Annotated in this window: 21 protein-coding genes and 1 pseudogene; 17 read left to right on the forward strand and 5 right to left on the reverse strand. The window is 65.6% G+C overall.

The features are described 5' to 3' along the window. Positions 1-21: 21 nt before the first annotated feature. A complete protein-coding gene (locus XARJCFBP2528_RS15165; RefSeq protein ID WP_039518524.1) occupies positions 22-1,263 on the reverse strand; it encodes an efflux RND transporter periplasmic adaptor subunit in 1,242 nt (413 codons plus the stop codon). 256 nt (positions 1,264-1,519) lie between these two features. Between XARJCFBP2528_RS15165 and XARJCFBP2528_RS15170 the strand changes: the two genes are divergently transcribed. The 8 genes from XARJCFBP2528_RS15170 to XARJCFBP2528_RS15205 all read left to right on the forward strand — a co-directional run bounded on the left by XARJCFBP2528_RS15170 (position 1,520) and on the right by XARJCFBP2528_RS15205 (position 12,000). Beyond that, a complete protein-coding gene (locus XARJCFBP2528_RS15170; protein ID WP_026064472.1) occupies positions 1,520-2,836 on the forward strand; it encodes a M20 family metallopeptidase in 1,317 nt (438 codons plus the stop codon). A 166-nt stretch (positions 2,837-3,002) separates the two neighbouring features. Next, positions 3,003-3,818 (forward strand): NADPH-dependent 7-cyano-7-deazaguanine reductase QueF, encoded by an 816-nt coding sequence (gene queF, locus XARJCFBP2528_RS15175; RefSeq protein ID WP_016903149.1) that lies wholly within the window; start codon positions 3,003-3,005, stop codon positions 3,816-3,818. A gap of 102 nt (positions 3,819-3,920) precedes the next feature. Beyond that, a complete protein-coding gene (locus XARJCFBP2528_RS15180) occupies positions 3,921-4,214 on the forward strand; it encodes a LysM peptidoglycan-binding domain-containing protein (RefSeq protein ID WP_016903148.1) in 294 nt (97 codons plus the stop codon). Positions 4,215-4,277: 63 nt separating this feature from the next. Further along, positions 4,278-4,835, forward strand: a complete 558-nt coding sequence (locus tag XARJCFBP2528_RS15185; protein WP_016903147.1) for a hypothetical protein — start codon at positions 4,278-4,280, stop codon at positions 4,833-4,835. A gap of 404 nt (positions 4,836-5,239) precedes the next feature. After that, the gene (locus tag XARJCFBP2528_RS15190; protein WP_016903146.1) at positions 5,240-7,471 is read left to right on the forward strand and encodes an NADP-dependent isocitrate dehydrogenase; all 2,232 of its coding nucleotides are present in this window, start codon (positions 5,240-5,242) and stop codon (positions 7,469-7,471) included. A gap of 267 nt (positions 7,472-7,738) precedes the next feature. After that, on the forward strand, positions 7,739-9,478 hold the full coding sequence (aceK, locus tag XARJCFBP2528_RS15195; RefSeq protein ID WP_039512559.1) for a bifunctional isocitrate dehydrogenase kinase/phosphatase: 1,740 nt from the start codon (positions 7,739-7,741) through the stop codon (positions 9,476-9,478). Positions 9,479-9,538: 60 nt separating this feature from the next. Then, positions 9,539-10,411 (forward strand): energy transducer TonB, encoded by an 873-nt coding sequence (locus XARJCFBP2528_RS15200; RefSeq protein ID WP_039512557.1) that lies wholly within the window; start codon positions 9,539-9,541, stop codon positions 10,409-10,411. Between the two features lie 257 nt (positions 10,412-10,668). Continuing rightward, positions 10,669-12,000, forward strand: coding sequence for an IS4 family transposase (locus tag XARJCFBP2528_RS15205; protein ID WP_016905121.1), 1,332 nt, complete (start codon positions 10,669-10,671; stop codon positions 11,998-12,000). A gap of 50 nt (positions 12,001-12,050) precedes the next feature. On the opposite strand, the gene rho is transcribed toward XARJCFBP2528_RS15205, so the two are convergent. Further along, positions 12,051-13,964, reverse strand: coding sequence for a transcription termination factor Rho (gene rho, locus XARJCFBP2528_RS15210; protein ID WP_080959846.1), 1,914 nt, complete (start codon positions 13,962-13,964; stop codon positions 12,051-12,053). A gap of 217 nt (positions 13,965-14,181) precedes the next feature. Then, complete coding sequence (gene trxA / locus XARJCFBP2528_RS15215; RefSeq protein WP_016904960.1) at positions 14,182-14,523, reverse strand: thioredoxin TrxA; 342 nt, start codon at positions 14,521-14,523, stop codon at positions 14,182-14,184. A 198-nt stretch (positions 14,524-14,721) separates the two neighbouring features. Between trxA and rhlB the strand changes: the two genes are divergently transcribed. From rhlB to rpoH, 6 genes are all read left to right on the forward strand, one after another. Continuing rightward, the gene (gene rhlB / locus XARJCFBP2528_RS15220; protein WP_043087986.1) at positions 14,722-16,440 is read left to right on the forward strand and encodes an ATP-dependent RNA helicase RhlB; all 1,719 of its coding nucleotides are present in this window, start codon (positions 14,722-14,724) and stop codon (positions 16,438-16,440) included. Between the two features lie 75 nt (positions 16,441-16,515). After that, positions 16,516-17,202 carry a cell division ATP-binding protein FtsE gene (gene ftsE / locus XARJCFBP2528_RS15225; RefSeq protein WP_016903688.1) on the forward strand — a complete coding sequence of 229 codons (687 nt, stop codon included), beginning with the start codon at positions 16,516-16,518 and terminating at the stop codon, positions 17,200-17,202. Continuing rightward, positions 17,199-18,149, forward strand: a complete 951-nt coding sequence (gene ftsX / locus XARJCFBP2528_RS15230) for a permease-like cell division protein FtsX (protein WP_016903687.1) — start codon at positions 17,199-17,201, stop codon at positions 18,147-18,149. Before ftsE ends, ftsX begins: the two co-directional genes overlap by 4 nt. A gap of 8 nt (positions 18,150-18,157) precedes the next feature. Next, positions 18,158-19,000, forward strand: coding sequence for a response regulator (locus XARJCFBP2528_RS15235; RefSeq protein ID WP_016903686.1), 843 nt, complete (start codon positions 18,158-18,160; stop codon positions 18,998-19,000). A gap of 5 nt (positions 19,001-19,005) precedes the next feature. After that, on the forward strand, positions 19,006-19,731 hold the full coding sequence (gene ung / locus XARJCFBP2528_RS15240; RefSeq protein WP_026064622.1) for a uracil-DNA glycosylase: 726 nt from the start codon (positions 19,006-19,008) through the stop codon (positions 19,729-19,731). Between the two features lie 200 nt (positions 19,732-19,931). Continuing rightward, a complete protein-coding gene (gene rpoH / locus XARJCFBP2528_RS15245) occupies positions 19,932-20,807 on the forward strand; it encodes an RNA polymerase sigma factor RpoH (protein ID WP_016903684.1) in 876 nt (291 codons plus the stop codon). Between the two features lie 148 nt (positions 20,808-20,955). On the opposite strand, the gene XARJCFBP2528_RS15250 is transcribed toward rpoH, so the two are convergent. Both XARJCFBP2528_RS15250 and XARJCFBP2528_RS15255 read right to left on the reverse strand, forming a co-directional pair. Continuing rightward, entirely contained in the window at positions 20,956-21,570 is a 615-nt protein-coding gene (locus XARJCFBP2528_RS15250) for a trimeric intracellular cation channel family protein (protein ID WP_016903683.1), read from the reverse strand. Positions 21,571-21,622: 52 nt separating this feature from the next. After that, entirely contained in the window at positions 21,623-22,915 is a 1,293-nt protein-coding gene (locus XARJCFBP2528_RS15255; protein WP_026064621.1) for an NAD(P)/FAD-dependent oxidoreductase, read from the reverse strand. 118 nt (positions 22,916-23,033) lie between these two features. On the opposite strand from XARJCFBP2528_RS15255, the gene XARJCFBP2528_RS15260 reads away from it, so the two are divergent. From XARJCFBP2528_RS15260 to XARJCFBP2528_RS15270, 3 genes and pseudogenes are all read left to right on the forward strand, one after another. Further along, positions 23,034-23,561: a hypothetical protein gene (locus tag XARJCFBP2528_RS15260; RefSeq protein ID WP_026064620.1), complete on the forward strand. Its 528-nt coding sequence runs from the start codon at positions 23,034-23,036 to the stop codon at positions 23,559-23,561. Further along, a complete protein-coding gene (locus XARJCFBP2528_RS15265; RefSeq protein WP_016903680.1) occupies positions 23,558-24,388 on the forward strand; it encodes an NYN domain-containing protein in 831 nt (276 codons plus the stop codon). The genes XARJCFBP2528_RS15260 and XARJCFBP2528_RS15265 overlap by 4 nt, the downstream gene beginning before the upstream one ends. A gap of 17 nt (positions 24,389-24,405) precedes the next feature. Next, a pseudogene (locus XARJCFBP2528_RS15270) lies at positions 24,406-25,044 on the forward strand (glutathione S-transferase family protein); the annotation flags it as partial. Positions 25,045-25,402: the final 358 nt, after the last annotated feature.

A 25,402-nucleotide genomic window follows, 5' to 3' on the forward strand; every position in this document is an offset into this window, starting at 1 on the left:
CCCGTCGCCGGTGCTCGCGAGTTAGCGCGGACCGCCGCCGCTGCGTCGGCCGCCGGCGCCGCCACGGCTCTTGTCCTGCGCGGCCTTGAGTTCTGCCTCGGTCGGCTCCGGCGGGGTTTCGCCCGGCTTGAGCGCGCTGACCTTGCTGCCCGGCTTGAGCCGGAACTGGCCTTCGGTCACCACGCGCTCGCCCGGCTTGAGCCCCTTGGTGACCTGCACATGGCTGTCGTCCACTTCCACGCCCTGCACCACGGTGCGCATCTGCGCGGTGTTGTCGCTGCCGACCACGTAGACGTAATCGCCGTCCGGGCCGCGCTGCACGGCCTGGGTCGGCACCACGGTGCCGCCGGAGATGGTGCGCAGCTGCAGGCGCACGTTGACGAACTGGCCCGGCCACAAGGCGTTGTCGGTGTTGGCGAAGATCGCACGCGCACCGAAGGTGCCGCTGTCGGCGGCGATGCGGTTGTCGATCACCTCCAGCTTGCCGTCGCCGCTGATCACGTGCGCATCGCCGCGATCCAGCGCCGCCACGTCCAGCGGGGCGGCCGCCTGGCCGCTGCGCACCGCCTGCAACTCGCGCTCGGGCAGGTTGAAGGACACGTAGATCGGGCGGATCTGGGTCAGGGTGACGATGGTGGAACTGGCGCTGACGATATTGCCCACGTCCACGCCGCGGATGCCGGCGATGCCGTCGATCGGCGCGGTCACGCGGGTGAACTGCAACTGCACCTGCGCCGAGCGCATCTGCGCATCGTTGGCCGATACCGCCGCCTCGTACTGCGCCACCTGGTTACGCTGGGTATCCAGGTCTGTGCGCGAGACGTACTGCTTGTAGGCCGGGTCGTTGGAGCGCTGGTAGTTCACCCGCGAGGTCGCCAGCAGCGCCTGGTTCTGGCGCTTGGCCGCCAGCGCCTGGTCGTAGCTGGCCTGCAGGGTGCGCGGGTCGATCTGCGCCAGCAGCTCGCCCTTCTTCACTTCCTGGCCTTCCTTGAAATTCAGGCTCATCAGCTGGCCGCCGACCTGCGGGCTGACCGTGACGGTATTGAGCGCGGTCACCGTGCCCAGCGCGCTGGCGTAAACCGGCACATCCTGGGTGGTGGCGGCCACGACCGTGACCGGTACCGGGCCGCTGTTCTCGGTGCCATTGCCGTCCGGTGCATCCGCCCGCTTGCCGTGGTTGCCCCCGCCGAACATCCGCATTGCGACGAACACCACGACGAGCACCGCTACGACCAGCAGTGTGATCTTCCAAAAACGCGACATGCGACAACTCCTGAGGGCGGGCCGGGCGCTGGTGCGACCGTGGGGCGGCTGTGCGAAGCATATCGTTGCGATCAGGCAATTGAGCGTTACTGAAGTAACGGCCCGCCGGACGAAACGACTGCAGCGTTCACAGATGCAGTGCAGCGGCAACGCGTCAGGGCCGATGTGGTTGACCGCAGGACTGAATCCAGCCCCACTGCAGCCCACCGAGCGTGCACCTGCACTACATTAAGCGACCATCTTTAGAGGATTGCTGATGCGCCACTCCCGCCTGCTGACCAGCGCGTTGCTGCTTGCCCTGCCCACCCTGGCCGCCGCCCAGGCCGCGCCCCGGCCCGAAGTCCAGGCCGCCGCCGCGCCGTTGCAGAGCAAGCTGGTGCAGTGGCGCCGCGACTTCCACCAGCACCCGGAGCTGTCCAACCGCGAGGAGCGCACCGCTGCCACCGTGGCCGCGCAGCTGCGCAAGCTCGGCCTCAAGCCGCGTACCGGCATCGCCCATCATGGCGTGGTGGCCATCATCAAGGGCGGCAAGCCGGGTCCGAAGATCGCCTTGCGCGCCGACATGGATGCCTTGCCGGTCAAGGAGCAGACCGGCCTGCCGTATGCCTCCAAGGTCACCGCCGAGTACCGCGGCGAGCAGGTCGGGGTGATGCATGCCTGCGGCCACGACGCCCACACCGCGATCCTGCTCGGGGTGGCCGAAGCATTGGTCGGCATGCGTGAGCAGCTGCCCGGCGAAGTGATGCTGATCTTCCAGCCTTCCGAAGAGGGCGCCCCCGGCAACGAAGAGGGCGGCGCATCGCTGATGCTCAAGGAAGGCCTGTTCGCCGACTTCAAGCCACAGGCGGTGTTCGGCCTGCATGTGTTCTCCAGCGTGCAGGCCGGCAAGATCGCGGTGCGCAGCGGCCCGCTGATGGCCGCCTCGGACCGGTTTGCGATCAAGATGATCGGCCGCCAGACGCATGGCTCGGCGCCGTGGAACGGCATCGACCCGATCGTGGCCAGCGCCGACATGATCGGTGCCGCGCAGACCGTGATCAGCCGCCGCGCCAACCTGTCCAAACAACCGGCGGTGTTGAGCTTCGGCGCGATCAAGGGCGGCATCCGCTACAACATCATCCCCGACGACGTGGAAATGGTCGGCACCATCCGCACCTTCGACGAAGCCATGCGCCAGCAGATCTTCGCCGACCTCAAGACGGTGGCCGAGCACACCGCCGCCGCCCACGGGGCCAAGGTCGAGGCGCAGGTGCCGGACCAGCCCGGCAACCCGGCCACGGTCAACGACCCGGCGCTGACCGCCAGGATGCTGCCCAGCCTGCAGGCCGTGGTCGGCGCCGACAATGTCTACGAACCGCCGTTGCAGATGGGCGCGGAAGATTTCTCCTTCTACGCCCAGCAGGTGCCGTCGATGTTCTTCTTCGTCGGCTCCACCGCCAAGGGCATCGACCCGGCCACCGCGCCCAGCAACCATTCGCCGCAGTTCCTGCTCGACGAATCGTCGCTGGACGTGGGCCTGCGCGCGCTGTTGCAGGTGTCGCTGGATTACCTGCATCAGGGGGAGGCTGGCTGATTCGGGAATGGGGAATGGGGAATCGTGTGCAGTTGCGCGGTTTCTGCTGAGCGTTGGTGATCGTGTGGGGTGGCGGGCCGCTTGACGGCCCGCTGCTTCTGTCGCCAGCTCGCTCCAGCGTCCGCTATACACCTCATGGCCAGCCCGCTCGGCCTAAAATGGCGCGATGAATACCCCAGAAGATTCCACCCTCGGTCGTGAGGTCGCCTATCCCAATGGCTACGATCCGTCGCTGTTGTTCCCGATTCCGCGCGCGGCCGGGCGCGAGGCGATCGGCCTGACGGGCGCCTTGCCCTTCATCGGCCGCGACCGCTGGCATGCCTACGAACTCAGCTGGCTCGATGCGCAGGGCAAGCCGTGCGTGGCCACCGCCACCTTGCACGTGCCCAGCGAGTCGCCGTCGTTGATCGAATCCAAGTCGCTCAAGCTGTATCTCAATTCGCTCAATGCCACCCGCTTCAATAGCGCCGAAGCGGTGCGTACGCGCATCGCCTCCGACCTGTCCACGCGCGCCGGTGCCGACGTGGCGGTGGAATTCGGTCTGCCGCCGATCGATGCAGTGGGCGAGGGCGAGTCGATCGACGCACTGGATGTCAGCATCGACGATTACGGCCCGCCCAATGCCGCGTATCTGGCGGCGCACGCGCAACCAGTGGTGGAAGAAGTGCTGACCTCGGCCCTGCTCAAGTCCAATTGCCCGGTCACCGGTCAACCGGATTGGGCCAGCGTCACGTTGCGCTACCGCGGCGCCCCGATCGACCGCGAAGGCCTGCTGCGCTATCTGGTGAGTTTCCGCGACCACGCCGAGTTTCACGAGCAATGCGTGGAGCGTATCTTCCATGACGTGCTGCTCCGCTGCGCGCCCGAATGGTTGGTGGTGGAAGCGCGCTATACCCGCCGTGGCGGGCTGGACATCAACCCCTTGCGCAGCTCGCCCAGCGTGCCGACACCGCTGTCGATCTTCCGCGACCTGCGCCAGTAATCGCGCCCATTCAAGGCTCGCGCCAGCTTCACGGTGGCGCGATCCACGCTTAACGGCGCGCCGCGCACCCTGCAGTCATCGTGATGCAAAGGGATTGCGGCAATGAATGTCGACAAGAAAGCAGATTTTTCCAACGTGACGTCCTCGGTCGACAGCACCGCAGACGTCACGCCAGCGGCGGATTTCTCCAACGTGCGTACCAGCGTGCAGAGCACTGCGCAGCTGGTCGGCGAATCGGTCACCGTGCAGGCGGGCGACAGTCTGTCCAGCATCGCCAAGCGTCATTACGGCGACGGCAACCTGTGGCCGCGGATTTTCGAAGCCAACCGCGAAACGCTCAAGGATCCGGACAAGATCTTTCCGGGCCAGGTCCTGCAGTTGCCGCCGAAGTCGTAGGCGCACCGCATACCTGGCAGCTTTCGAAACCCACTTTTCATTCTGATATCCGGAGATTGATCCATGCGTACTACTTCCATTTCTAGCACCCTCGCCATTGCCCTTGCCGGCGTCCTCGCCCTGTCGGGCTGCAGCAAGAAGGCCGACGACGACAGCGTGTCCAAGGATCCGACCTCCGGGGCTGCCACCGAGGCAATGCCGGGTCCAGCCGCAACACCGCCGGCGAGCGATCAGGCTGGCCAGAGCACCGCGACCGGCGCTGCCAGCACCGATACCGCAGCCGCGACAGGTTCGGCGGTAATGGTGTCGAGCGTGGTGGTCGGCACCACGGCGACTGCCGACAAGTCGGTGACTCCGTCGGCCAATATCGGCAGCAAAGACACCATCATCGTCTCGGTGAAAACCGATGGCAGCGCGAGCAATGTGGCAGTCGCAGCCAAACTCACCTATCAGGATGGCCAGGTGGCCGGCGAGCAGAATGCCACCTTGACGACGACGGGCCCGGAAACCACCAACCTCAGCTTCAGCAAGCCCGATGGCTGGCCGGCTGGCAGCTACACCGCGCAGGTGATGGTGGATGGCAAGCCGGCGGGTACTCCGCAGACCATCACGGTCAAGTAAGCAGCCAGGCGAGCAGGCAGTCTGCAGATAGGTGTGCGTATTCGCAAAGCGGTAGCGCGCCGATCCCAAGCATGTCGGACAAGCGCGTCCATCGCGTTGCCCTATCGTTCTTCCAGCAGGCCATCAGGGCGCGATCGCACGATCGCGCCCTTTTTTCTATGCAATTCTGTCAGACGGCACATTCGTTTCAGCTGCATCCATCGCATTGGACGGGTGGCGGGATGGAGCATCCGCCTGTGGTCGCTTTACCCGGGCGCGGCTCAGACGCGACAATGCCGTGCTGATCCATCGCCGCGTTCCACGCGCCGGCCGATCGGCGTGCCAGCAGCGACCCCCGTCGCGCACGCCAACGCCAGTGCCAACAACGCCGGCGCTCCTTCCGACCACACGAGCCATCGCACCTTATGTCGAAGACACCGAAGATCATCTACACGCTCACCGACGAAGCACCGTATCTGGCCACGCAGTCGCTGCTGCCGATCATCGATGCTTACACCAATACTGCCGGCATCGTGGTCGAAACCCGCGACATCTCGCTGGCCGGCCGCATCCTGTCGCTGTTTCCCGAACACCTGAGCGACGCGCAGAAGATCGCCGACGACCTCGGTGAGCTTGGCGAGCTGGCCACCACGCCGGAAGCCAACATCATCAAGCTGCCCAATATCAGCGCCTCGGTGCCGCAGCTCAAGGCCGCCATCGCCGAACTGCAGGGCCAGGGCTATGCGCTGCCGGCGTATCCGGACACGCCCAAGGACGATGCCGAAAAGGACATCAAGGCGCGCTACGACAAGGTCAAGGGCAGCGCAGTCAATCCGGTTTTGCGCGAGGGCAACTCCGACCGCCGCGCGCCGTTGTCGGTGAAGAATTACGCACGCAAGCATCCGCACCGCATGGGCAAGTGGAGCAGCGATTCGAAGTCGCACGTGGCCCATATGGACGACGGCGACTTCTTCGGCAGCGAGCAATCCACCACCGCGGCGGCCGCCGGCGCGTTGAAGATCGAATTCGTCGGTAACGACGGCAGCAGCAGCGTGTTGAAGGACAAGGTCGCGGTCAAGGCCGGCGAAATCGTCGATGCCGCGGTGCTGAGCAAGCGCGCGCTGGCCAGCTTCATCGACGCGCAGATCGCCGATGCCAAGGCCAAGGATGTGCTGTTCTCGGTGCATCTGAAAGCCACCATGATGAAGGTCTCCGACCCGGTGCTGTTCGGCGTGGTGGTCGGCGAGTTCTACAAGGACACGCTGAGCAAGCATGCCGAAGCGCTTGCGTCGGTCGGCTTCGATCCCAACAACGGCATCGGCGACCTGTACGCACGCATCGCCACGCTGCCGGAAGACCAGCAGGCGCAGATCAAGGCCGATATCCAGGCCGAATACGCGCAGCGTCCGGCCCTGGCCATGGTCAATTCGGACAAGGGCATCACCAACCTGCATGTGCCCAGCGACGTGATTGTCGATGCGTCGATGCCGGCGATGATTCGCGACTCCGGTCAGATGTGGAATGCCGAAGGCAAGCTGCAGGACACCAAGGCGGTGATCCCGGATCGTTGCTACGCCGATGTCTATCAGGCGGTGATCGACGACTGCAAGGCGCATGGCGCATTCGATCCGTCCACCATGGGCTCGGTGCCCAACGTCGGCCTGATGGCGCAGAAGGCCGAGGAATACGGCTCGCACGACAAGACCTTCCAGATTGCCGCCGCCGGGACCGTCAAGGTCACCGACGACACCGGCGCCACCGTGTTCGAACATGCGGTGGAAGCCGGCGACCTGTGGCGCATGTGCCAGGTCAAGGACGCGCCGATCCAGGACTGGGTCAAGCTGGCTGTGGAGCGCGCGCGCCTGAGCGAGACGCCTGCGGTGTTCTGGCTGGACAAGGCCCGCGCGCACGATGCGCAGGTCATCGCCAAGGTTGAAACCTATCTGAAGGATCACGACACCAACGGCCTGGATATCCGTATCCTGCCGCCGGTGGAAGCGACCACCTTCTCGCTGGAACGCATCCGCAAGGGCCAGGACACCATCTCGGTCACCGGCAACGTGCTGCGTGATTACCTCACCGACCTGTTCCCGATCCTGGAGCTGGGCACCAGCGCCAAGATGCTGTCGATCGTGCCGCTGATGGCCGGTGGCGGCCTGTTCGAGACCGGTGCCGGTGGCTCGGCGCCCAAGCACGTGCAGCAGTTCGTCGAACAGAACAGCCTGCGCTGGGATTCGCTGGGCGAGTTCCTGGCCCTGGCCGCCTCGCTGGAGCATCTGGGCAACCGCTACGACAACCCGTCGGCCACGGTGCTGGCCAAGGCGCTGGATGTGGCCAACGGCCAGTTCCTGGACAACAACAAGTCGCCGGCGCGCAAGGTCGGTGAACTGGACAACCGCGGCAGCCACTTCTATCTGGCGATGTACTGGGCGCAGGCCCTGGCTGCGCAGACCGAGGACACCGCCCTGCAGGCCAAGTTCGCACCGCTGGCCAAGGCCCTGACCGAGAACGAAGCCAGCATCGTGGCCGAGCTCAACGGCGCCCAGGGCAAGCCGGTCGAGATCGGCGGCTACTACCACCCCGATCTGGCCAAGGTCAGCGAGGCGATGCGCCCGAGCAAGACCTTCAACGACGTGTTGGCCACGCTGAAGGCCTGATCCAGCGCACCGCCTGGCGGTGCGTCCAGCAGGTGCAACAGGCAGGGCCCGCCTCGATGAGGGGCGGGCCTTGTCGTTTCCGGCGTTTGCGCGCAACAGCGTGAACACGGTCGTTGCGTGCCAGGCCTCACGACCTGGCAATGCCTTGCCTGCGAGAGATCCTGCGCCTCGGTGCGAGCAGTCTCGGCATTTGGCCGACTGTGCGCCTATTCGATTGATCGTTTGTCTCCGCTGCACGCCGCAACATGCGCTGGGTACACTGCCGGCATGAGCCAGCTCCCGTTACCGCCGCAGTCCGAGCGCCGTGCGCTGGCGATCGCCCATGCCGTGTACGACGCCTTCGAGGATTACCACGCCCGGTTTGCCGAGATCACCGCACGCGCCAAACAGCGCTTCGAAACGCGCGACTGGAGCGGCGCGCGCGATGACGCGGTGGCGCGGATCGCGCTGTATGACCAGTACATCAGCGAATGCATGCTGCGCTTGCGTGCGGTGCTGCTGGGGCAGGCGCACGATCGCGCGCTGTGGATGCGCGCACGCGTGCATTACGCCGCGCTGCTGAGCGGGCTGATCGACCAGGAGTTGTACAAGACCTTCTACAATACCCTGACCCGGCGTTACTTCGGCACCCACGGCGTGGATGCGGAGATCGAGTTCATCGCGCTGGATATCGAGCCGACCGATGCGATCACGGTGCCGGTCGCACGGCATACCTATGCGGTCTCGCCCGGCCGGCTGACCGACATGCTGGTGCGCGTGCTCGGCGATTATTCCTTCGACGTTCCGTATGCGCATCGCACCCGCTGTGCAGCGGCGATCGCGGTGCGCCTGCTCGACGATCTCGCGCATTGGGGCGAGCACCCGGTGCGCAGTGTGGAGCTGCTGGAGACCGTGTTCTATCGCGAGCGGCGCGCCTACCTGGTCGGCCGCGTGTTCGGCGAACATCGCTTCTCGCCATGCGTCATCGCCCTGGTCAACGACGACGCCGGCCTGCGCGCAGAAGCGGTGCTGACCCGACGCAGCGACGTCGCGCAATTGTTCAGCAACTCGCGCAGTTACTTCCAGGCCGATCTGGCCACCGTCGGCGACGCAGTGGTGTTTTTACGCAGCCTGCTCACCCACAAGCCGGTCGACGAGCTGTACACGATGCTCGGGCGCGCCAAGCAGGGCAAGACCGAACGCTATCGCACGTTTTTCAGCCATTTTCAGGCGCATCCCTCCGAGCAGCTGGTGCATGCCGATGGCACGCCCGGCATGGTCATGGTGGTATTTACCCTGCCCAGTTATCCGCTGGTGTTCAAACTGATTCGCGACCGCTTTGCCTATCCCAAGACCATGAGTCGCGCGCAGGTCGAAGGCAAATACGAGCTGGTGTTCCAGCTCGATCGCATCGGCCGCTTGCTGGACGCGCAGCCGTATCGCTTCCTGCGGTTTCCCAAATCGCGTTTCTCGCCAGCGTTGCTGGAAGAGCTGCAGACCAGCTGTGCGACGAGCCTGAGCGAAGATGGCCAGGACGTGCTGATCGCGCTGTGCTACGTGCAGCGCCGCCTGCGCCCGCTCAATCTCTACCTGCGCGAACAGCTGCCCGAAGCCGCGCATGCGGCCGCGCTGGACTACGGCCAGGCGATCAAGGACATGGCGCGCAACAACATCTTTCCCGGCGACATGCTGCTGAAGAACTTCGGTATCACCCGCCATCAGCGCGCGGTGTTCTACGACTACGACGAGCTGTGCCTGATCACCGAATGCACCTTCCGCGACTGGCCGACCCCCACCACCTATGAAGAACAGATGGCTGCCGAGCCCTGGTTCCACGTCGGCCCGCGCGATGTGTTTCCCGAGCGCTTCGCGCTATTCATGGGCTTGCCACCCTCGCAGCTGGAAGCGGTCAAGCACCTGCACCCGGAACTGTTCGACCCGCAGTGGTGGCGCGACCTGCAAACCCGCCTGCGCGAGGACGACTACCCCGACACCCCGCCCTACGCAGACTCGCGTCGGCTGGCCTGAGATGTTTCGTTTGCATGTGCACACTGGTACAAAGAGCGCTTGGATCAATGGAGAGTCGTAATGCAGTGGAAGCAAAAAATCGTGCTTGGCTTCGCTATGGGACTGGCACTGCTCGGTAATGCACAAGCGGGCTCCAGCAGCGCTCGCCAGCTGACCGAGGCGAGTATGAATGTCTCGGGCACCCTGACACTGACCCCCGAGGGTGTCGTCACCGCAGTGGCGCTCAAGGATGAGGCCCAGTTACCGGTGGCCGTTCGCGAGCGGGTCAAGCACTCGATCGCGGCGTGGCGCTTCGATCCGGTGAAAGACGATGGCAGCGCTTTGCCGGCAACCTTGCCGATGAATCTGCTGTTGGTCGCCAAGCCGACCGATGACAATCGGTATCTGATTTCGATCCGTAGCGCGCATTTCGGCGGCGAGGCGCAGGATGTGGGGAGCGTGCGCTCCAAGGACATGCAACCACCTGCCTATCCGGTGAATGCCTTCCGAGGTGGGGCGACGGGTGTGGTCTATCTGCTGCTCAAGATCGGTCGTGCGGGAAAGGTCGAAGATGTGGTCGCCGAGCAGGTCAATCTCACCGCGCTGGTGCCCGAGTCCAAGCGCGCACGCTGGCGGCAGGAGTTTGCCGATGCGTCCATGAGCAAGGCGCGTCATTGGGAGTTTCTTCCGCCAACCGAGGGCCCTGACGTCAATGCTCATTTCTGGGTGATGCGCGTGCCGGTGACGTTCGAGATTGCCTCATCCGAGCGCGACCTGAACGCCAGGCAGAAGCAGTGGCAGGCCTACCTGCCGGGCCCGCGTCAGGCTGCGCCGTGGCGTAATGAAAGGAGTGACGCCGTATCGATCGACAGTCCTGATGCGCTGTCTGGCTATGGCTTGTTTTCGGTGCGAGGAGAAGGCGTTCGCTTGGCGACGCCGCTGCAGGAGGGATAAGGGAAGAGGGGCTTGCGCCTTGCTCCGGCGCGACGCGCTCTGTGAGGCAGATAACCGGCATCTGGTTTTTTGGGTTATGCCATTGGGCAGCGGCTGTCGCCGTTGCTGCAGGTGTCATGCCAAGCGCTTCGCATCGAATACCGGAGACTCTGCATCATCACCCAACCACAAAAAAGCCCCGCAATGCGGTAATGCTGTTCACTTAAGCAATTGAGTTACCGAAAATCTGGTATCAGACCTCTGGTATCGGATTTTTTGTGTCCCTTCAACAGCAGCTGTTCGACCTTGGCGATCTGTTCAACTTCTCCGACCTGAGCACGTTTACGCAGAATATTCCGGTGGAGTGGGTGGCCAGCGCGCTGGAACTGTCTTCCAAGGCCAGCATCCGGCGTCGGCGTCTTCCCAGTGATCAGGTGTTGTGGCTTGTCCTGGGCATGGCGTTGTTCCGTGACGAACCGGTGCACGAGGTCGCACGTCGTTTGAACATCTGCGCACAAGGGCTGGCCTCAGAAGATCTGTTGGCTCGCAGCGGTGTCAGTCAGGCGCGCGCGCGACTGGGCGCCGACCCGGTCCACCACCTGTTTGCAACGACTGGGGCGCAGTGGGGATGCGAACGCTACAAAGGCGATGAATGGCAGGGATTGCAGGTCTTTGCCGTGGATGGCGCGCTGCTGCGGACGCCAGACACTGAAGAACTGCGCGAACATTTTGGTTCCGGTAATACCAGCACGGACCGTCAGACACCATTTCCCATGCTGCGATTGGTTGCACTGATGAACGTACGCTCGCATGTCTTGCTCAATGCCCAGCTCAGTCCGTACCGGCGCAGCGAAATTCGCTTGAGCGAGCCGTTTCTACACTCCATTCCCGACCATTCGGTCACCTTGTTCGACAAAGGATTCTGGAGCGCTGATCTGTTGCTTTCGCTAGCCAACACTGGCACTGCACGCCACTGGCTGACACCAGCACGCAAAGGCCTGGTGGCTGAGGAAATCACGCGTTATGGCACTGATGATCGGTTACTGCGCATGCGTGTCTCGCCGCAGGCCAGAAAACGCAATCCAGCGCTTCCCACGCACTGGGACGTACGTGAAGTGAGCTATCTGCATCAGGGGAAGAGAAAGTCGGTGCTGACCTCGTTGCCTGTCACCACTTACAGCACCAAGTCTGTCGCACTGCTTTACCAGGAGCGATGGGAAATCGAACTGAGTTTGCGCGACATCAAAAGCTCGATGCAGCACAACGCGACGACCTTACGTAGCAAGAAGATCGACTTGGTGTACCAGGAGGTCTGGGGGTTGCTGCTGGCTTACAACATCATTCGACGTGAAGCCGGTCAGGCAGCGGAGGCGTTTGGCAAAACGCCTTCGGACATCCGATTCAAACCGGTTTGCCAGTACATCGCAGTGCAACTCATCGTGATGGCCGCAGCCAATCCAGCTTCCGCCACAGGAAGACGCTTATCCCAGCTTCGCTCAGGCATCGCGAGCCTGTTCCTCGATCACCGTCCAAGGCCTACCCGGCCAAGGACGGTGAAGATCTCGAAGACCCGCTATCCGGTAGATCGGAAGGCTGCTCCGCCTAAGTGAACAGCATTACCGCAATGCGGGGCTTTTTCTTGTCGATAACGCCGACCGACTCAGCGCTTCATCGAACTGAAGAACTCGTCGTTGGACTTGGTGGTCTTCATCTTGTCCAGCAGGAATTCCATCGCCGCGATTTCGTCCATCGGGTGCAGCAGCTTGCGCAGGATCCAGATCTTCTGCAGCAGCTCCGGCTCGATCAGCAGGTCTTCGCGACGCGTGCCCGAGCGGTTGATGTCGATCGCCGGATAGACGCGCTTTTCGGTGATGCGACGGTTCAGATGCACTTCGCTGTTGCCGGTGCCCTTGAACTCTTCGTAGATCACCTCGTCCATCTTGCTGCCGGTTTCCACCAGCGCCGTGGCGATGATGGTCAGCGAGCCGCCTTCTTCCACGTTACGGGCCGCACCGAAGAAGCGCTTCGGACGGTGCAGCGCGTTGGCGTCCACACCGCCGGTGAGCACCTTGCCGGAGCTGGGCACCACGTTGTTGTAGGCGCGTGCCAGACGGGTGATCGAGTCGAGCAGGATCACCACGTCCTTCTTGTGCTCGACCAGGCGCTTGGCCCGCTCGATCACCATCTCGGCGACCTGCACGTGGCGCGCGGCCGGTTCGTCGAAGGTGGAGGAGATGACCTCGCCGCGCACGGTGCGCTGCATTTCGGTCACTTCTTCCGGACGCTCGTCGATCAGCAGCACGATCATGTGCACTTCGGGATGATTGCTGGTGATGGCCGTGGCCACCTGCTGCATCATCATGGTCTTACCGGCCTTGGGCGGGGAGACGATCAGCGCGCGCTGACCTTTACCCTGCGGCGCCATCAGATCCAGGATGCGGCCGGTGATGTCCTCGGTCGATCCATCGCCACGCTCCAGACGGAAGCGGCGGCGCGGGAACAGCGGGGTCAGGTTCTCGAACAGCACCTTGTTCTTGCTGGCTTCCAGCGGCTCGCCGTTGATGGTGTCGACGATCGACAGCGCGAAATAGCGTTCGCCGTCCTTCGGGAAGCGGATACGGCCGGACAGGTGATCGCCGGTCCGCAGGTTGAAGCGGCGGATCTGGCTGGGCGAGATATAGGTGTCGTCCGGGCCGGCCAGGTAGCTGGCTTCTGCGGCACGCAGGAAGCCGAAGCCGTCGGGCAGGATTTCCAGCACACCGTCGGCGGCAACGCCTTCGCCGTGGCGGGTCAGCACCTTGAGCAGGGCGAAGATCACGTCCTGCTTGCGCGCGCGCGCCACGCCTTCCTGGATGTTGAGCTGGTCGGCGATATCCAGCAGCTTCTGCGCCGGCATCCGCTTGAGATCGCTCAGCGAGTAGACCGGGAAGCCTTCCGGCACGGCCGGGTGCGGGCGCGCGACGAACGGCTCGTTGCTGCCATCGGACGACGGCATGCCACCACCACCTTCGTTGCCGAAGCGGTCGCGTCCACGGTCGCGGCGGTTGCGGAAGCGGTCACGGCGGTTGCCCTGCTGGTTCTGCCCCTGGCCCTGGCCTTGCTGATTCTGGCCGCCATTCTGGGCTTGGTCCTGACCCTGACCCTGACCCTGACCTTGCGCCTGGGGCTGAGCCTGGTTCTGAGCCTGGTTCTGGCCCTGGCCCCGGTGCTGCGCCTGATTCTGGTTCTGCTGCTGCTGCGCCTGATTGAAGCGCTGCTGCTGTGTCTGGCCGCCCTCGCGGGAGTCGCCATGGGTGTCGTTGCCCTGGCTGCCCTGGTTGGCGCTGGGGGCGTTACCGGCATAGGACGCGCCATCGCCGGACGTCTGCGCCGGTGCCGAATCGGCAGCGTGCGACGGGGCCTGCGGGGCACGTGGAGCGTCGGGTACGGGGCTGGCGGGCAAGGGCAGGTTGGGCTGCTGCGCGCCACCGTCGTCGGTGGCAGCGGCGGTCTTGCTCACGCGCGGCTTGCGCACGCGCTTCTCGACAGGAGCGTCGACGCTGCTCCCGGTATCGGAGGAAGGATGATCGGACAAGTGCGTGATTCCTCGCTAAGAGTGCGAGCGCCCGGCTGGGGGGCGAACTTTAGGTGATGGGAGTCTAGAAGAGGTTTCTAGAGGGGTACGTCGGCGCACGAACGTGCTCCGGATCGACTGACACTATCACCGCTGCGCGCAACCGCGCAAGCGCCTGCCGCAGCAGGATTTAACTGCTGGCGCATCACGGGGCGCCCATCATTGGACGCCCGCTCGCTCAGGCGGCCGCGCCGCCCAGGGTCTTGTCGATCATCTGGGTCAGCTGGCCCTTGCCAACCGCACCGATCTGGGTGGCCTGCACCTGGCCGTCCTTGAACAGCAACAGCATCGGGATCGAACGCACGTGGTACTTGATGGCCAGGGCGCGGTTCTGGTCCACATTGACCTTGGCAACCTTCAGTCTGCCCTGGTATGTATCGGCCAGATCGTCCAGTACCGGTGCGATCATCTTGCAGGGTCCGCACCACTCGGCCCAGAAATCCACCAGCACCGGTGCGCCGGATTGCAGTACAGCTGTATCGAAGTCGGCATCGCCGACATGTTGAACCTTATCGCTCACGTTGGGTCTCCTGGAAACCAAAACGGCCCGCCCGAACGGGCAGGCCGCTACATTGCGTTAAACTGGGGCATTGCGCGACTGAATCAAGTGTCAGTCCTGAAGCCGCGCTGTCCGCCACAACAGCCGCAGTTTGCGACGCTGTCGGCATCGATGCAAGCCGCGCCCGGGCTGCCCAGGGCGCCTCACGAAGACGGAATAATGAGCGACAAACCGCTGACCGATTTGACTTTTTCCACGTTCGACCTGCATCCGGCGCTGATCGCCGGGCTGGAGAGCGCCGGGTTTACCCGCTGTACCCCGATCCAGGCGCTGACCCTGCCGGTCGCGCTGCCGGGCGGCGACGTCGCCGGCCAGGCCCAGACCGGCACCGGCAAGACCCTGGCGTTCCTGGTGGCGGTGATGAACCGCCTGCTGATCCGCCCGGCGCTGGCCGACCGCAAGCCGGAAGACCCGCGCGCGCTGATCCTGGCGCCGACCCGCGAGCTGGCGATCCAGATCCACAAGGATGCGGTCAAGTTCGGCGCCGACCTTGGCCTGCGCTTTGCGCTGGTCTACGGCGGGGTGGACTACGACAAGCAGCGCGAGCTGTTGCAGCAGGGCGTGGACGTGATCATCGCCACCCCGGGCCGGCTGATCGACTACGTCAAGCAGCACAAGGTGGTCTCGCTGCACGCATGTGAGATCTGCGTGCTGGACGAAGCCGACCGCATGTTCGACCTGGGCTTCATCAAGGACATCCGCTTCCTGTTGCGGCGCATGCCCGAGCGCGGCACCCGCCAGACCCTGCTGTTCTCGGCCACGCTCAGCCACCGCGTGCTCGAGCTCGCCTACGAGCACATGAACGAGCCGGAGAAGCTGGTCGTCGAAACCGAGAGCATCACCGCCGCACGGGTGCGCCAGCGCATCTATTTCCCGTCCGACGAAGAAAAGCAGACGCTGCTGCTGGGCCTGCTGTCGCGCAGCGAAGGCGCGCGCACCATGGTGTTCGTCAATACCAAGGCGTTCGTCGAGCGGGTGGCGCGCACGCTGGAGCGGCACGGCTACCGGGTCGGCGTGCTGTCGGGCGACGTGCCGCAGAAGAAGCGCGAGTCGCTGCTCAACCGTTTCCAGAAGGGCCAGCTCGAAATCCTGGTCGCCACCGACGTGGCCGCGCGCGGCCTGCACATCGACGGCGTCAAGTACGTCTACAACTACGACCTGCCGTTCGATGCGGAAGACTACGTGCACCGTATCGGCCGTACCGCGCGGCTGGGCGAAGAGGGCGATGCGATCAGCTTCGCCTGCGAGCGCTATGCGATGAGCCTGCCGGACATCGAGGCCTATATCGAGCAGAAGATCCCGGTCGAGCCGGTGACCTCCGAGCTGCTGACGCCGCTGCCGCGCACCGCGCGTGTACCGGTGGAAGGCGAAGAGGCCGACGAGGATGCTGGCGACAGCGTGGGCACCATCTTCCGCGAGGCGCGCGAACAGCGTGCTGCCGAAGAGCAGCGCCGCGGCGGTGGTCGCAGCGGGCCGGGTGGCGCAGCGCGCAGCGGCAGTGGCGGCGGTCGTCGCGACGGCGGCAGTGCCGATGGCAAGCCGCGTCCGCGTCGCAAGCCGCGTGTGGAGGGCGAAGCCCCGGCAGCGGCAGCGCCGACCGAAACGCCGGTGGTTGCTGCGGCGTCGGTCCAGGCGCCTTCCACCATCGTGGCCGATGCCGAGCGCGCACCGCGCAAGCGGCGCCGTCGTCGCAACGGCCGCCCGGTCGAAGGTGCCGAGCCGGCAGTAGCCTCCACTCCGGTCGCCGCACCTGCCGCACCGCGCAAGCCCACCCAGGTGGTCGCCAAGCCGGTGCGCAGCGCCGCCAAGCCGTCCGGCAGCCCGTCGCTGCTGAGCCGCATCGGCCGTCGCCTGCGCTCGCTGGTGTCCGGCAACTGATCGCCTGCGGCCTGCGTCGCATTGCCGGGCTTCGGCGATGCGACGCAAGCGCTGGCGCTCCGGCATAATCGCTGAATGACCGTTCTGCGTTTCGACAACGTCAGCAAGCACTACGCCGGTGGCCACCAGGCGCTGACCGATGTCAGCTTCGAAGTGGCCGATGGCGAGATGCTGTTCGTGACCGGCCACTCCGGCGCCGGCAAAAGCACCCTGCTCAAATTGATCCACCTCAGCGAGCGGCCCAGCCAGGGCGCGGTGCTGCTGGGCGAACGCAACCTGCTCAAGGTGCGCGGCCGGCAGATTCCGCTGCACCGTCGCCAGGTGGGCGCGGTCTATCAGGACCATCGCCTGCTCAACGACCGCAGCATCGCCGAGAACGTGGCGTTGCCGCTGATCCTGCGCGGCACCCGGCGTGCCGAGATCGGCAAGCGCGTGCGCTCGGCATTGGAGCGGATCGGGCTGGCCCATCGCGAGCGGGCCTTGCCGTCGCAGTTGTCGGCCGGCGAGCAGCAGCGCGTGGGCATCGCCCGCGCCATCGTCGGCGAACCGCGCCTGCTGGTGGCCGATGAGCCCACCGGCAATCTGGATCCGGCGCTGGCCGCGGAAATCATGCAGTTGTTCGCCGAGCTGCCCGCGCGCGGCACCAGCGTGCTGGTGGTCAGCCATGACCTGGCCCTGCTCAAGCAGATGCGCAAGCGCGTGCTGATCCTGGACCACGGCCGCCTGGTCGACGACATCTCGCCGCAGGATCTGGCCGAATGAGCAAGCCCGCCAATACCGAAGCCGTCGCCCCCTCGCGGGTCGGCGTGTGGATCGACCACCATCTGCACAGCATCGCCTTCAGCCTGGGCCGTGCCATGCGCAAGCCCTGGGCCACCTTGCTGACCATCGTGGTGATGGCGCTGGCGCTGGCCTTGCCGCTGGGGCTGTCGATCGCGCTGGACAACGTCAAGTTGCTGGCCGGCAGCGTGCAGCAGTCGCGCGAGATCAACCTGTTCCTGAAGGTCGAGATCGGCGCCGAGGCCGCGCAGGCCCTGGCCGGCGAACTGCGCGCCCGCCCGGACGTTGCCCAGGTCGCGCTGCGCACGCCGGCGCAGGGGCTGACCGAGCTGCGCGAGAGCGCCAAGCTCGACGAGGCGATCGATGCGCTGGGCGACAATCCGCTGCCGACGCTATTGGTCGTCACGCCCAGCGAGACGGCCGACGATGCGCAGCTGGCCGGCGCGCTGCAGGCCTTGCCGCAGGCCGACCAGGTGCAGCACGACGCGCTGTGGCGCAAGCGCCTGGATGGCTGGCTGCACTTCGGCGAGCGACTGGTGCAGGTGTTGTCGGCACTGCTAGGTGTCGGCGCGGTGCTGGTGGTCGGTAATACGGTGCGGCTGGACATCCAGTCGCGGCGCGAGGAAATCGGCGTGCTGCAGTTGTTGGGTGCCAGCGATGGCTTTATCCGGCGTCCGTTCCTGTACCTGGGGGCCTGGTATGGGCTCGGTGCCGGCGCTGTGGCGCTCGCGCTGATCGCCGCCTCCGGGCTGGCGCTGCGCGCGCCGTTGGCGACCCTGGCCGACAGTTACGGCAGCTCCTTTACCCTGCACGGGCTGGATCTGCTGCATTCTGCGCTGGTGCTGGTCGGCACCCTGGTCCTGGGCTGGCTGGGCGCCTGGCTGGTCACCGGCCATTTCCTTCGCCAGACCCGTCCCACCGAGACCTGAGGCCTGCCATGCATCCACCGGATCTCAAGCACCTGATCAGCGACGCGCCGCGTGTGATGGTGGTCGATGGCTCCAAGCTGGTGCGCAAGCTGATCGCCGATGTGTTGCAGCGTGATCTGCCCAACGTGCAGGTGATCGGCTGCTCCAGCATCGCCGAGGCGCGCCAGGCGCTGGAAGCCGGTGCGGTGGATCTGGTCACCACCTCGCTGTCGCTGCCCGATGGCGATGGCCTGACCCTGGCGCGCAGCGTGCGCGAAGCGGCTGGCCAGGCCTATGTGCCGGTGATCGTGGTCTCCGGCGATGCGCAGCAGCATCTGGTGGAGCGCCGCTTCACCGAATACGTCACCGATTATTTCGACAAGGCGCTGGGCCATGAAGCCCTGGCGACCTTCATCCGCGGCTATGTGCAGCCCGAGCCGGTGGTCGGCGCGACCGTGCTGTACATCGAGGACAGCCGCGTGGTGGCCGAGGCGACCAAGCGCATGCTCGAGCGGCAGAGCCTGAAGGTGGTGCATGTGCTCACCGCCGAGGATGCCTTTGCGCTGCTCACCGCCGAATCGCTGGGCCGCACCGAGCGCCGCATCGACGTGGTGCTGACCGATGTGACCCTGAAGGGCGAGCTCAACGGCCGCGACGTGGTCGAGCGCATCCGCATCGACTTCGCCTACGGCAAGCGTCGCCTGCCGGTGCTGGTGATGACCGGCGACACCAATCCGCGCAACCAGTCCGAGCTGCTGCGCGCCGGCGCCAACGACCTGGTGCAAAAACCCATCGAAGAACGTCTGCTGGTGACCAAGGTGCTGTTCCAGCTGCGCCTGGCTCGGCTCGAGGACCAGGCTGTCACGCTATGACCGAAGTGGCTGAAGTGGAAGCGCGTATCCAGCTGGAACCGTCGTGGAAGGCGCGGGTGGGCGATTGGTTGCTGCGCCCGGAAATGCAGGAGCTGTCCGCATTCCTGCGCCAGCGCAAGGCGGCCGGGGCGCGGGTGTTCCCGCCGGGCCCGCAGATCTTTGCGGCCTTCGACGCCACCCCGTTCGAGCAGGTCAAGGTGGTGATCCTGGGCCAGGACCCGTATCACGGTGAAGGCCAGGCGCATGGGCTGTGCTTTTCGGTGTTGCCCGGCGTGCCGGTGCCGCCGTCGCTGCTCAACATCTACAAGGAGATCCAGGACGACCTGGGCATCGCGCGGCCGGACCATGGCTATCTGATGCCGTGGGCGCGCCAGGGCGTGCTGCTGCTCAATGCGGTGCTGACGGTGGAGCAGGGCCGTGCCGGCGCGCACCAGAACAAGGGCTGGGAAGGCTTCACCGACCATGTCGTGGAAACCCTCAACCGCGAGCGCGAAGGCCTGGTGTTCCTGCTCTGGGGCAGCTACGCGCAGTCCAAGGGCAAGGTCATCGACCAGGCGCGCCATCGCGTGTTCAAGGCCCCGCATCCCTCGCCGTTATCGGCGCACCGCGGCTTTCTGGGCTGCCAGCACTTCTCCAAGACCAACGAGCATCTGCAGCGCCGCGGGCTGGGCCCGATCGACTGGTCACTGCCGCCGCGCAACGCGCTGGACACCACTTCGGCCAGCGGCTGAACGGTACCAGCGCCGGCCCGTTTCGCGGCGTCTCTGTCACGGTCTGCGCAGGGCGGCGGTGGTAGCGTAGGTATTCGAAGTCGGGGAGCTGCGCCGTAGAACGACGGCAACGCCGGAAGCCCGAACGTCCTATAAATGGAACGCTGGGAACTCTTTCTGTACCCGGCAGTCCAATAGTTCGACTGCTAAGATGGTGCCCTATGAACCAGATCACCTCGACTGCCCTAGTGGCAAACAATCTCCCGATTCCCAGTGCGCTCGGTTCGCTGGACGCCTACATCGGTGCCGTGTACCAGATCCCGGTGCTGTCGGTCGATGAGGAACAGAATCTTGCCCGTCGCTTCCGTGACGAGCTGGATCTGGACGCCGCGCGCGAGCTGGTCCATTCCCACCTGCGTTTCGTGGTGCACGTCGCTCGCGGCTACAACGGCTACGGCCTGCCGCTGGGCGACCTGATCCAGGAAGGCAACATCGGCCTGATGAAGGCGGTCAAGCGCTTCGACCCGGAAATGGGCGTGCGCCTGGTCAGCTTCGCGGTGCATTGGATCCGTGCGGAAATGCACGAGTTCATCCTGAAGAACTGGCGCATCGTCAAGGTCGCCACGACCAAGGCGCAGCGCAAGCTGTTCTTCAACCTGCGCAAGTCCAAGACCCGCCTGGGCTGGCTCAATGCGTCCGAGGTGACTGCGGTCGCCAAGGACCTGAACGTCTCCGAGCGCGAAGTGATGGAGATGGAGTCGCGTCTGTCCGGTCGCGATATCGGCTTCGATGCCTCGTCCGACGAAGACGACGACCATGGCCCGCCGTCGCCGGTGAGCTACCTGGTGGCCAACGACGAAGATCCGTCGCAGGCCTACGAGCGTCACGACAGCGAAGATAATCAGCTGCAGTTGTTGCGCGAAGGCATGGCCGGCCTGGACACGCGCTCGCGCGATATCGTCAAGCGCCGCTGGCTGGACTCCGACTCCAAGGTGACGCTGCAGGAGCTGGCCGACGAGTACGGCGTATCGGCCGAACGTATCCGCCAGATCGAGGCGAATGCGCTGAAGAAGATGAAGGCACTGTTCGTGGCCTGATCCTTCGATCGTGCCCCAGGTGTTGCACAAACGGCCCGGTTTTCCGGGCCGTTTGCATGTGGGGTGCCGGTGCTGCGTCGAGTCCGAGGACGCGTGGTTGTTCGTCGTGGTCGTTCGCCGATGATCGACCGCGCTGCGCTCGCCCGCGCTATTCCGGCAGGCGCGCCACCGGCAGATGCCAGCCGTAGCGGATGGCCATGAAGCGCAGCCCGAAACAGACCAGCGCACCGGTCGCCAGCGACCAGGCCTGCGGTACCGCGAGCATGTGCCCGATCGCGACCAGGCCGCCACCGGCCAGCGCGGCGACCGCATATAGCTCGGCCTGCAGCACCACCGGCGTCCGCGCCACCAGCAGATCGCGCGCGATGCCGCCGCCGATGCCGCTGAGCATGCCGAGCAAGGTCGCGCTGAGCGGGCTGAGCTGGTAATCGAGCGCCTTGCTGGTGCCGTACACCGCAAACAGCGCCAACCCGGCCGCGTCGAACAGCTGCACCGGGTTGCGCAGCCGTTCCACCGCCGCATGCCAGTAGAAACCGGCCACGCCGGCCAGGCAGGCGACCAGCAGGTACTGCGGATGCACCAGCGCGGCCGGCGGGGTGGCGCCGATCAGCACATCGCGCACGATGCCGCCGGACACCGCCGCCGCGCACGACAGCACCAGCACGCCGAACAGATCCAGGCGATTGCGCACCGCCACGGTCGCGCCGCTGAGGGCGAACACGAAGGTGCCGAGCAGATCCAGCAGGAACAGGAGAGTGGTCACGATCAGACCGTCGCATCAGGCCGCACAGCATCGCGCACGGCCTGCGCCGCTGTCATCCGTCCTTGCTGCTGGGCGGCGGGTCGTCGGTGGCGCCGCCGAAGATGATGCGCGCGGCGCGCTGGTAGCTCCAGTACGCCATCGCCCAGTTCACCAGCACCACGAACCGGTTGCGGAAACCGATCAGGAAGTACACGTGCGCGGCCAGCCAGAACCACCAGGCCACGATGCCGGAGAGCTTGAGCTTGCCGACATGCACGATGGCGGCCATGCGGCCGATCGTGGCCAGGTTGCCGTAGTCCTGGTACCGGAAGGCTGGTGCAGGCTGGCCGCGGTGGCGGGCGCGGATCGCCTTGGCGATGTGCTTGCCCATCTGCTTTGCCGCCGGTGCCACACCCGGCACCGGGCGGCCGTCCTGCTGGACCGAGGCCAGGTCGCCGCCGACGAAGATCTCCGGGTGACCGGGTACGCTCAGGTCCGGCTCCACCAGCACGCGGCCGGCGCGATCCAGCGGCACGCCCAGCGTGCGCGCCAGCGGCGATGCCGCCACGCCGGCGGCCCACACTACGGTGCGTGCAGGCACGAAGGTATCGCCGAGCTGATAGCCCAGCGCATCGATGTGGGTGACCGGCGTGCCGGTGTGCACCTCCACGCCCAGGCGTTCGAGCTGCTTGCGCGCCTTGGCGGTGAGATCGTCCGGGAACGAGGGCAGCACGCGCGGGCCGGCTTCGACCAGGCGCACGCGCGCCTGTTGCGGGTCGATATGGCGGAATTCGTTCTTGAGCGTGTGGCGGGCGATCTCGGCCAGCGTGCCGGCCAGCTCGACGCCGGTCGGGCCGCCGCCGACCACGGCAAAACTCAGCCAGGCTGCGCGTGCGGCCGGGTCGGACTCGGCTTCGGCGCGCTCGAAGGCGAGCAGCAACTTGCGCCGCAGCACCAGCGCGTCGTACAGCGTCTTCAGGCCGGGCGCATGCTCGGCCCATTGATCGTTGCCGAAGTAGGCATGGGTGGCGCCGGTGGCCAGCAGCAGCATGTCGTAGCCGAGCGTGCTGCCGTCGGCGAGCACCACCTCACGGCGGGCCGGTGCGATTTCGGCGACGTCGCCGAGCAGCACTTCGACATTGCGCTGCTCGCGCAGGATGTGGCGCAGCGGCGCGGCGATATCCGGTGCCGACAGGCCGGCGGTGGCGACCTGGTACAGCAGCGGCTGGAACAGGTGATGGTTCTGGCGGTCGATCAGGGTGATGCGGATGCCGGGATCGTCGAGTGCGCGGGTGGCCCATAAGCCGGCGAAACCGCCGCCAACCACAACCAGGTGCAGCGGAGCTTGGGAGGGGGAAGAAGTCATCGTAAGGTCCGATGGATTGCGACGCGGGCTCATCAGCATGCCGCATCGGTAATGAACATGCCGCCTGGATCCGACCTGCCTGCGGCATCATGTCGCATCTCATCCACCTGATGACCGCATGCCGTCGCTACCCCCACCACTGCCGCCGCTGTCGCCACCGCCATCCGCTTCGCCGGCGATGGCACCGGCTGCCGCGCGTGCGCCCGGACAAAAACTCAGCGGCGTCACGCTCGGCCTGATCGGGCTGGCGGCCTGCGTGGTGCTGTTCGGCGTGCTGGTGCTGGGCGCGCTCGGCTGGCTGATCGTGTTCGGCTGGTCGTTGTTTGCCGACCAGGCACGCGCCGCGCTGCAGGACGATGCGGTGGTGCAGGAACAGATCGGCCAGATCCACACGATGCGGGTGGATCTGGTGCGTACCGGTCTGGCGCCTGGCGACGACGATTTCGTGTTCACGGTGGAAGGCGATCGCGGCCGCGGCCGCGTGCATGCCACCTGGGTCAGCGGCGGGTCCGAGCGCGAGATCCTGAGCGATGGCGTGTTGACCATGCACGACGGTAGCCAGTACACGCTGCCGTCGGCCGATGCCGCCGACAGCGAAATCGACACCGCAAGCGACACCGACTCTGCCGACAACTTCGAGGAATGACCATGATCGACAATCCCGACAAACGCATCGCCTTGCTGATCGATGCCGACAACGCGCCGGCCGGCAAGATCGACGTGGTGCTGGCCGAAGTGGCGCGCTATGGCGTGGCCAACGTGCGCCGCGCCTACGGCAACTGGAAGAGTCCGCACCTGAAGAGCTGGGAAGCGGCGCTGCACGAATACGCGATCCGGCCGATCCAGCAATTTGCCTACAGCTCGGGCAAGAACGCATCGGACATGGCGATGGTGATCGATGCGATGGACCTGCTGTACGCGCGCAATCTGGATGGCTTTGCGATCGTCTCCAGCGATGCGGATTTCACTCCGCTAGTGATGCGTCTGCTCACCGATGGGATGAAGGTGTACGGCTTCGGCGAGAAGAAAACCCCGGCGCCGTTCGTCAATGCCTGTTCCAAGTTCACCTATGTCGAAGCGCTGGGCGAGCAGGCGGCAGCGGCCAGCGACACCGCCGCCGGCCGCAAGGATGCCACCGCGCTGCGCGGCGACACCCGGCTGGTGCAGATGCTGCGCAATGCGATCGACAGTGCCTGCGAAGACGATGGCTGGGCGCATCTGGGGGCGGTGGGCAAGCAGGTGGCCAACCAGGCCTCATTCGACCCACGCAACTACGGTTATCGCAAACTCAGCGACCTGGTGCGTGCGATCGGCCTGTTCGAGATCAAGCAGGACGAGCAGGCCCTGTGGGTGCGCGATGCGCCCAAGGGCGGGCGGGCGAAAGCAGCGCAGCCAGCGGCCGCCGTCGCCACGCAGGCGTCCACCGCGAAGCGTCCGGCGCGCGCGAGGCCCAAACCGGCAGCGGGGAAATGACGATGGCTGACGCTGCAATGCAATCGGCGGCAGGAAACGCCTCGATCACGCTATGGGGGCGGCGCAATTCCAGCAATGTGCGCAAGGTGCTGTGGTGCGCCGAAGAAGCCGGGGTGCCCTATACCTCGATCGAAGTCGGCGGTGCGTTTGGTCGTAACGACACGCCCGAGTATCGCGCGTTGAATCCCAACGGTCTGGTGCCGACGATGCAGGATGGTGAGTTGGTGCTGTGGGAGTCCAATGCGATCGTGCGCTACCTTGCCGCGCAATATGCGCCGGCCCTGTATCCGCAGGCACCGGCCGAACGCGCGCTGGGCGATCGCTGGAGGGACTGGACCACTTCGACGTTTGCCGGCGTGTTTCGCGACCTGTTCTGGGGCGTGCTGCGCACACCGCAGGCCGAGCGCGATCCTGCGCGCATCGCCGCGGCGCTGGCGCACTCGGGCGACCTGCTCGCACGCGCGGATGCGGCCCTGGCGCAGCAGCCGTATCTGTCCGGCGCGCAATTTGCGATGGGCGATATTCCACTGGGCAGCTTCATCTACGCCTGGTTCGAAATGCCGATCGAGCGGCCCGAGCTGCCACATCTGCAGGCGTGGTACCAGCGCCTGCGCGCGCGGCCTGCGTACCAGCGTGGGGTGATGACCGCGCTGACCCGAGTTTTGCGTTTTCGCTCAGGCCGGCGTGGTCCATGGCAAGCGCCGCACGCGCTGCCGACACGGCACGTTGCTGCAAGGACATGCGCCTCGTACATCACGCGGCCAAATAGCCCGCGTTTTCTGTAGGAGCGCACTTGTGCGCGAGGGCATTCCCGGTAACGCCCCATCGCGCGCAAGCGCGCTCCTACAAAAGCGTGAGGACACCTGCGGCCTGTTCGCTCGCGTCTGTTCGTAGGAGCGCACCCGGGCGCGAGGGCATTCCCGGTAACGCCACATCGCGCCCAGGTGCGCTCCTACGAAAGATCACGCCACGCGCGATCAAGGACCTGGGCACAGCGCGCAAGACGTGGGTCTG

Source organism: Xanthomonas arboricola pv. juglandis, from assembly GCF_001013475.1.
GTDB classification, from domain to species: domain Bacteria; phylum Pseudomonadota; class Gammaproteobacteria; order Xanthomonadales; family Xanthomonadaceae; genus Xanthomonas; species Xanthomonas arboricola.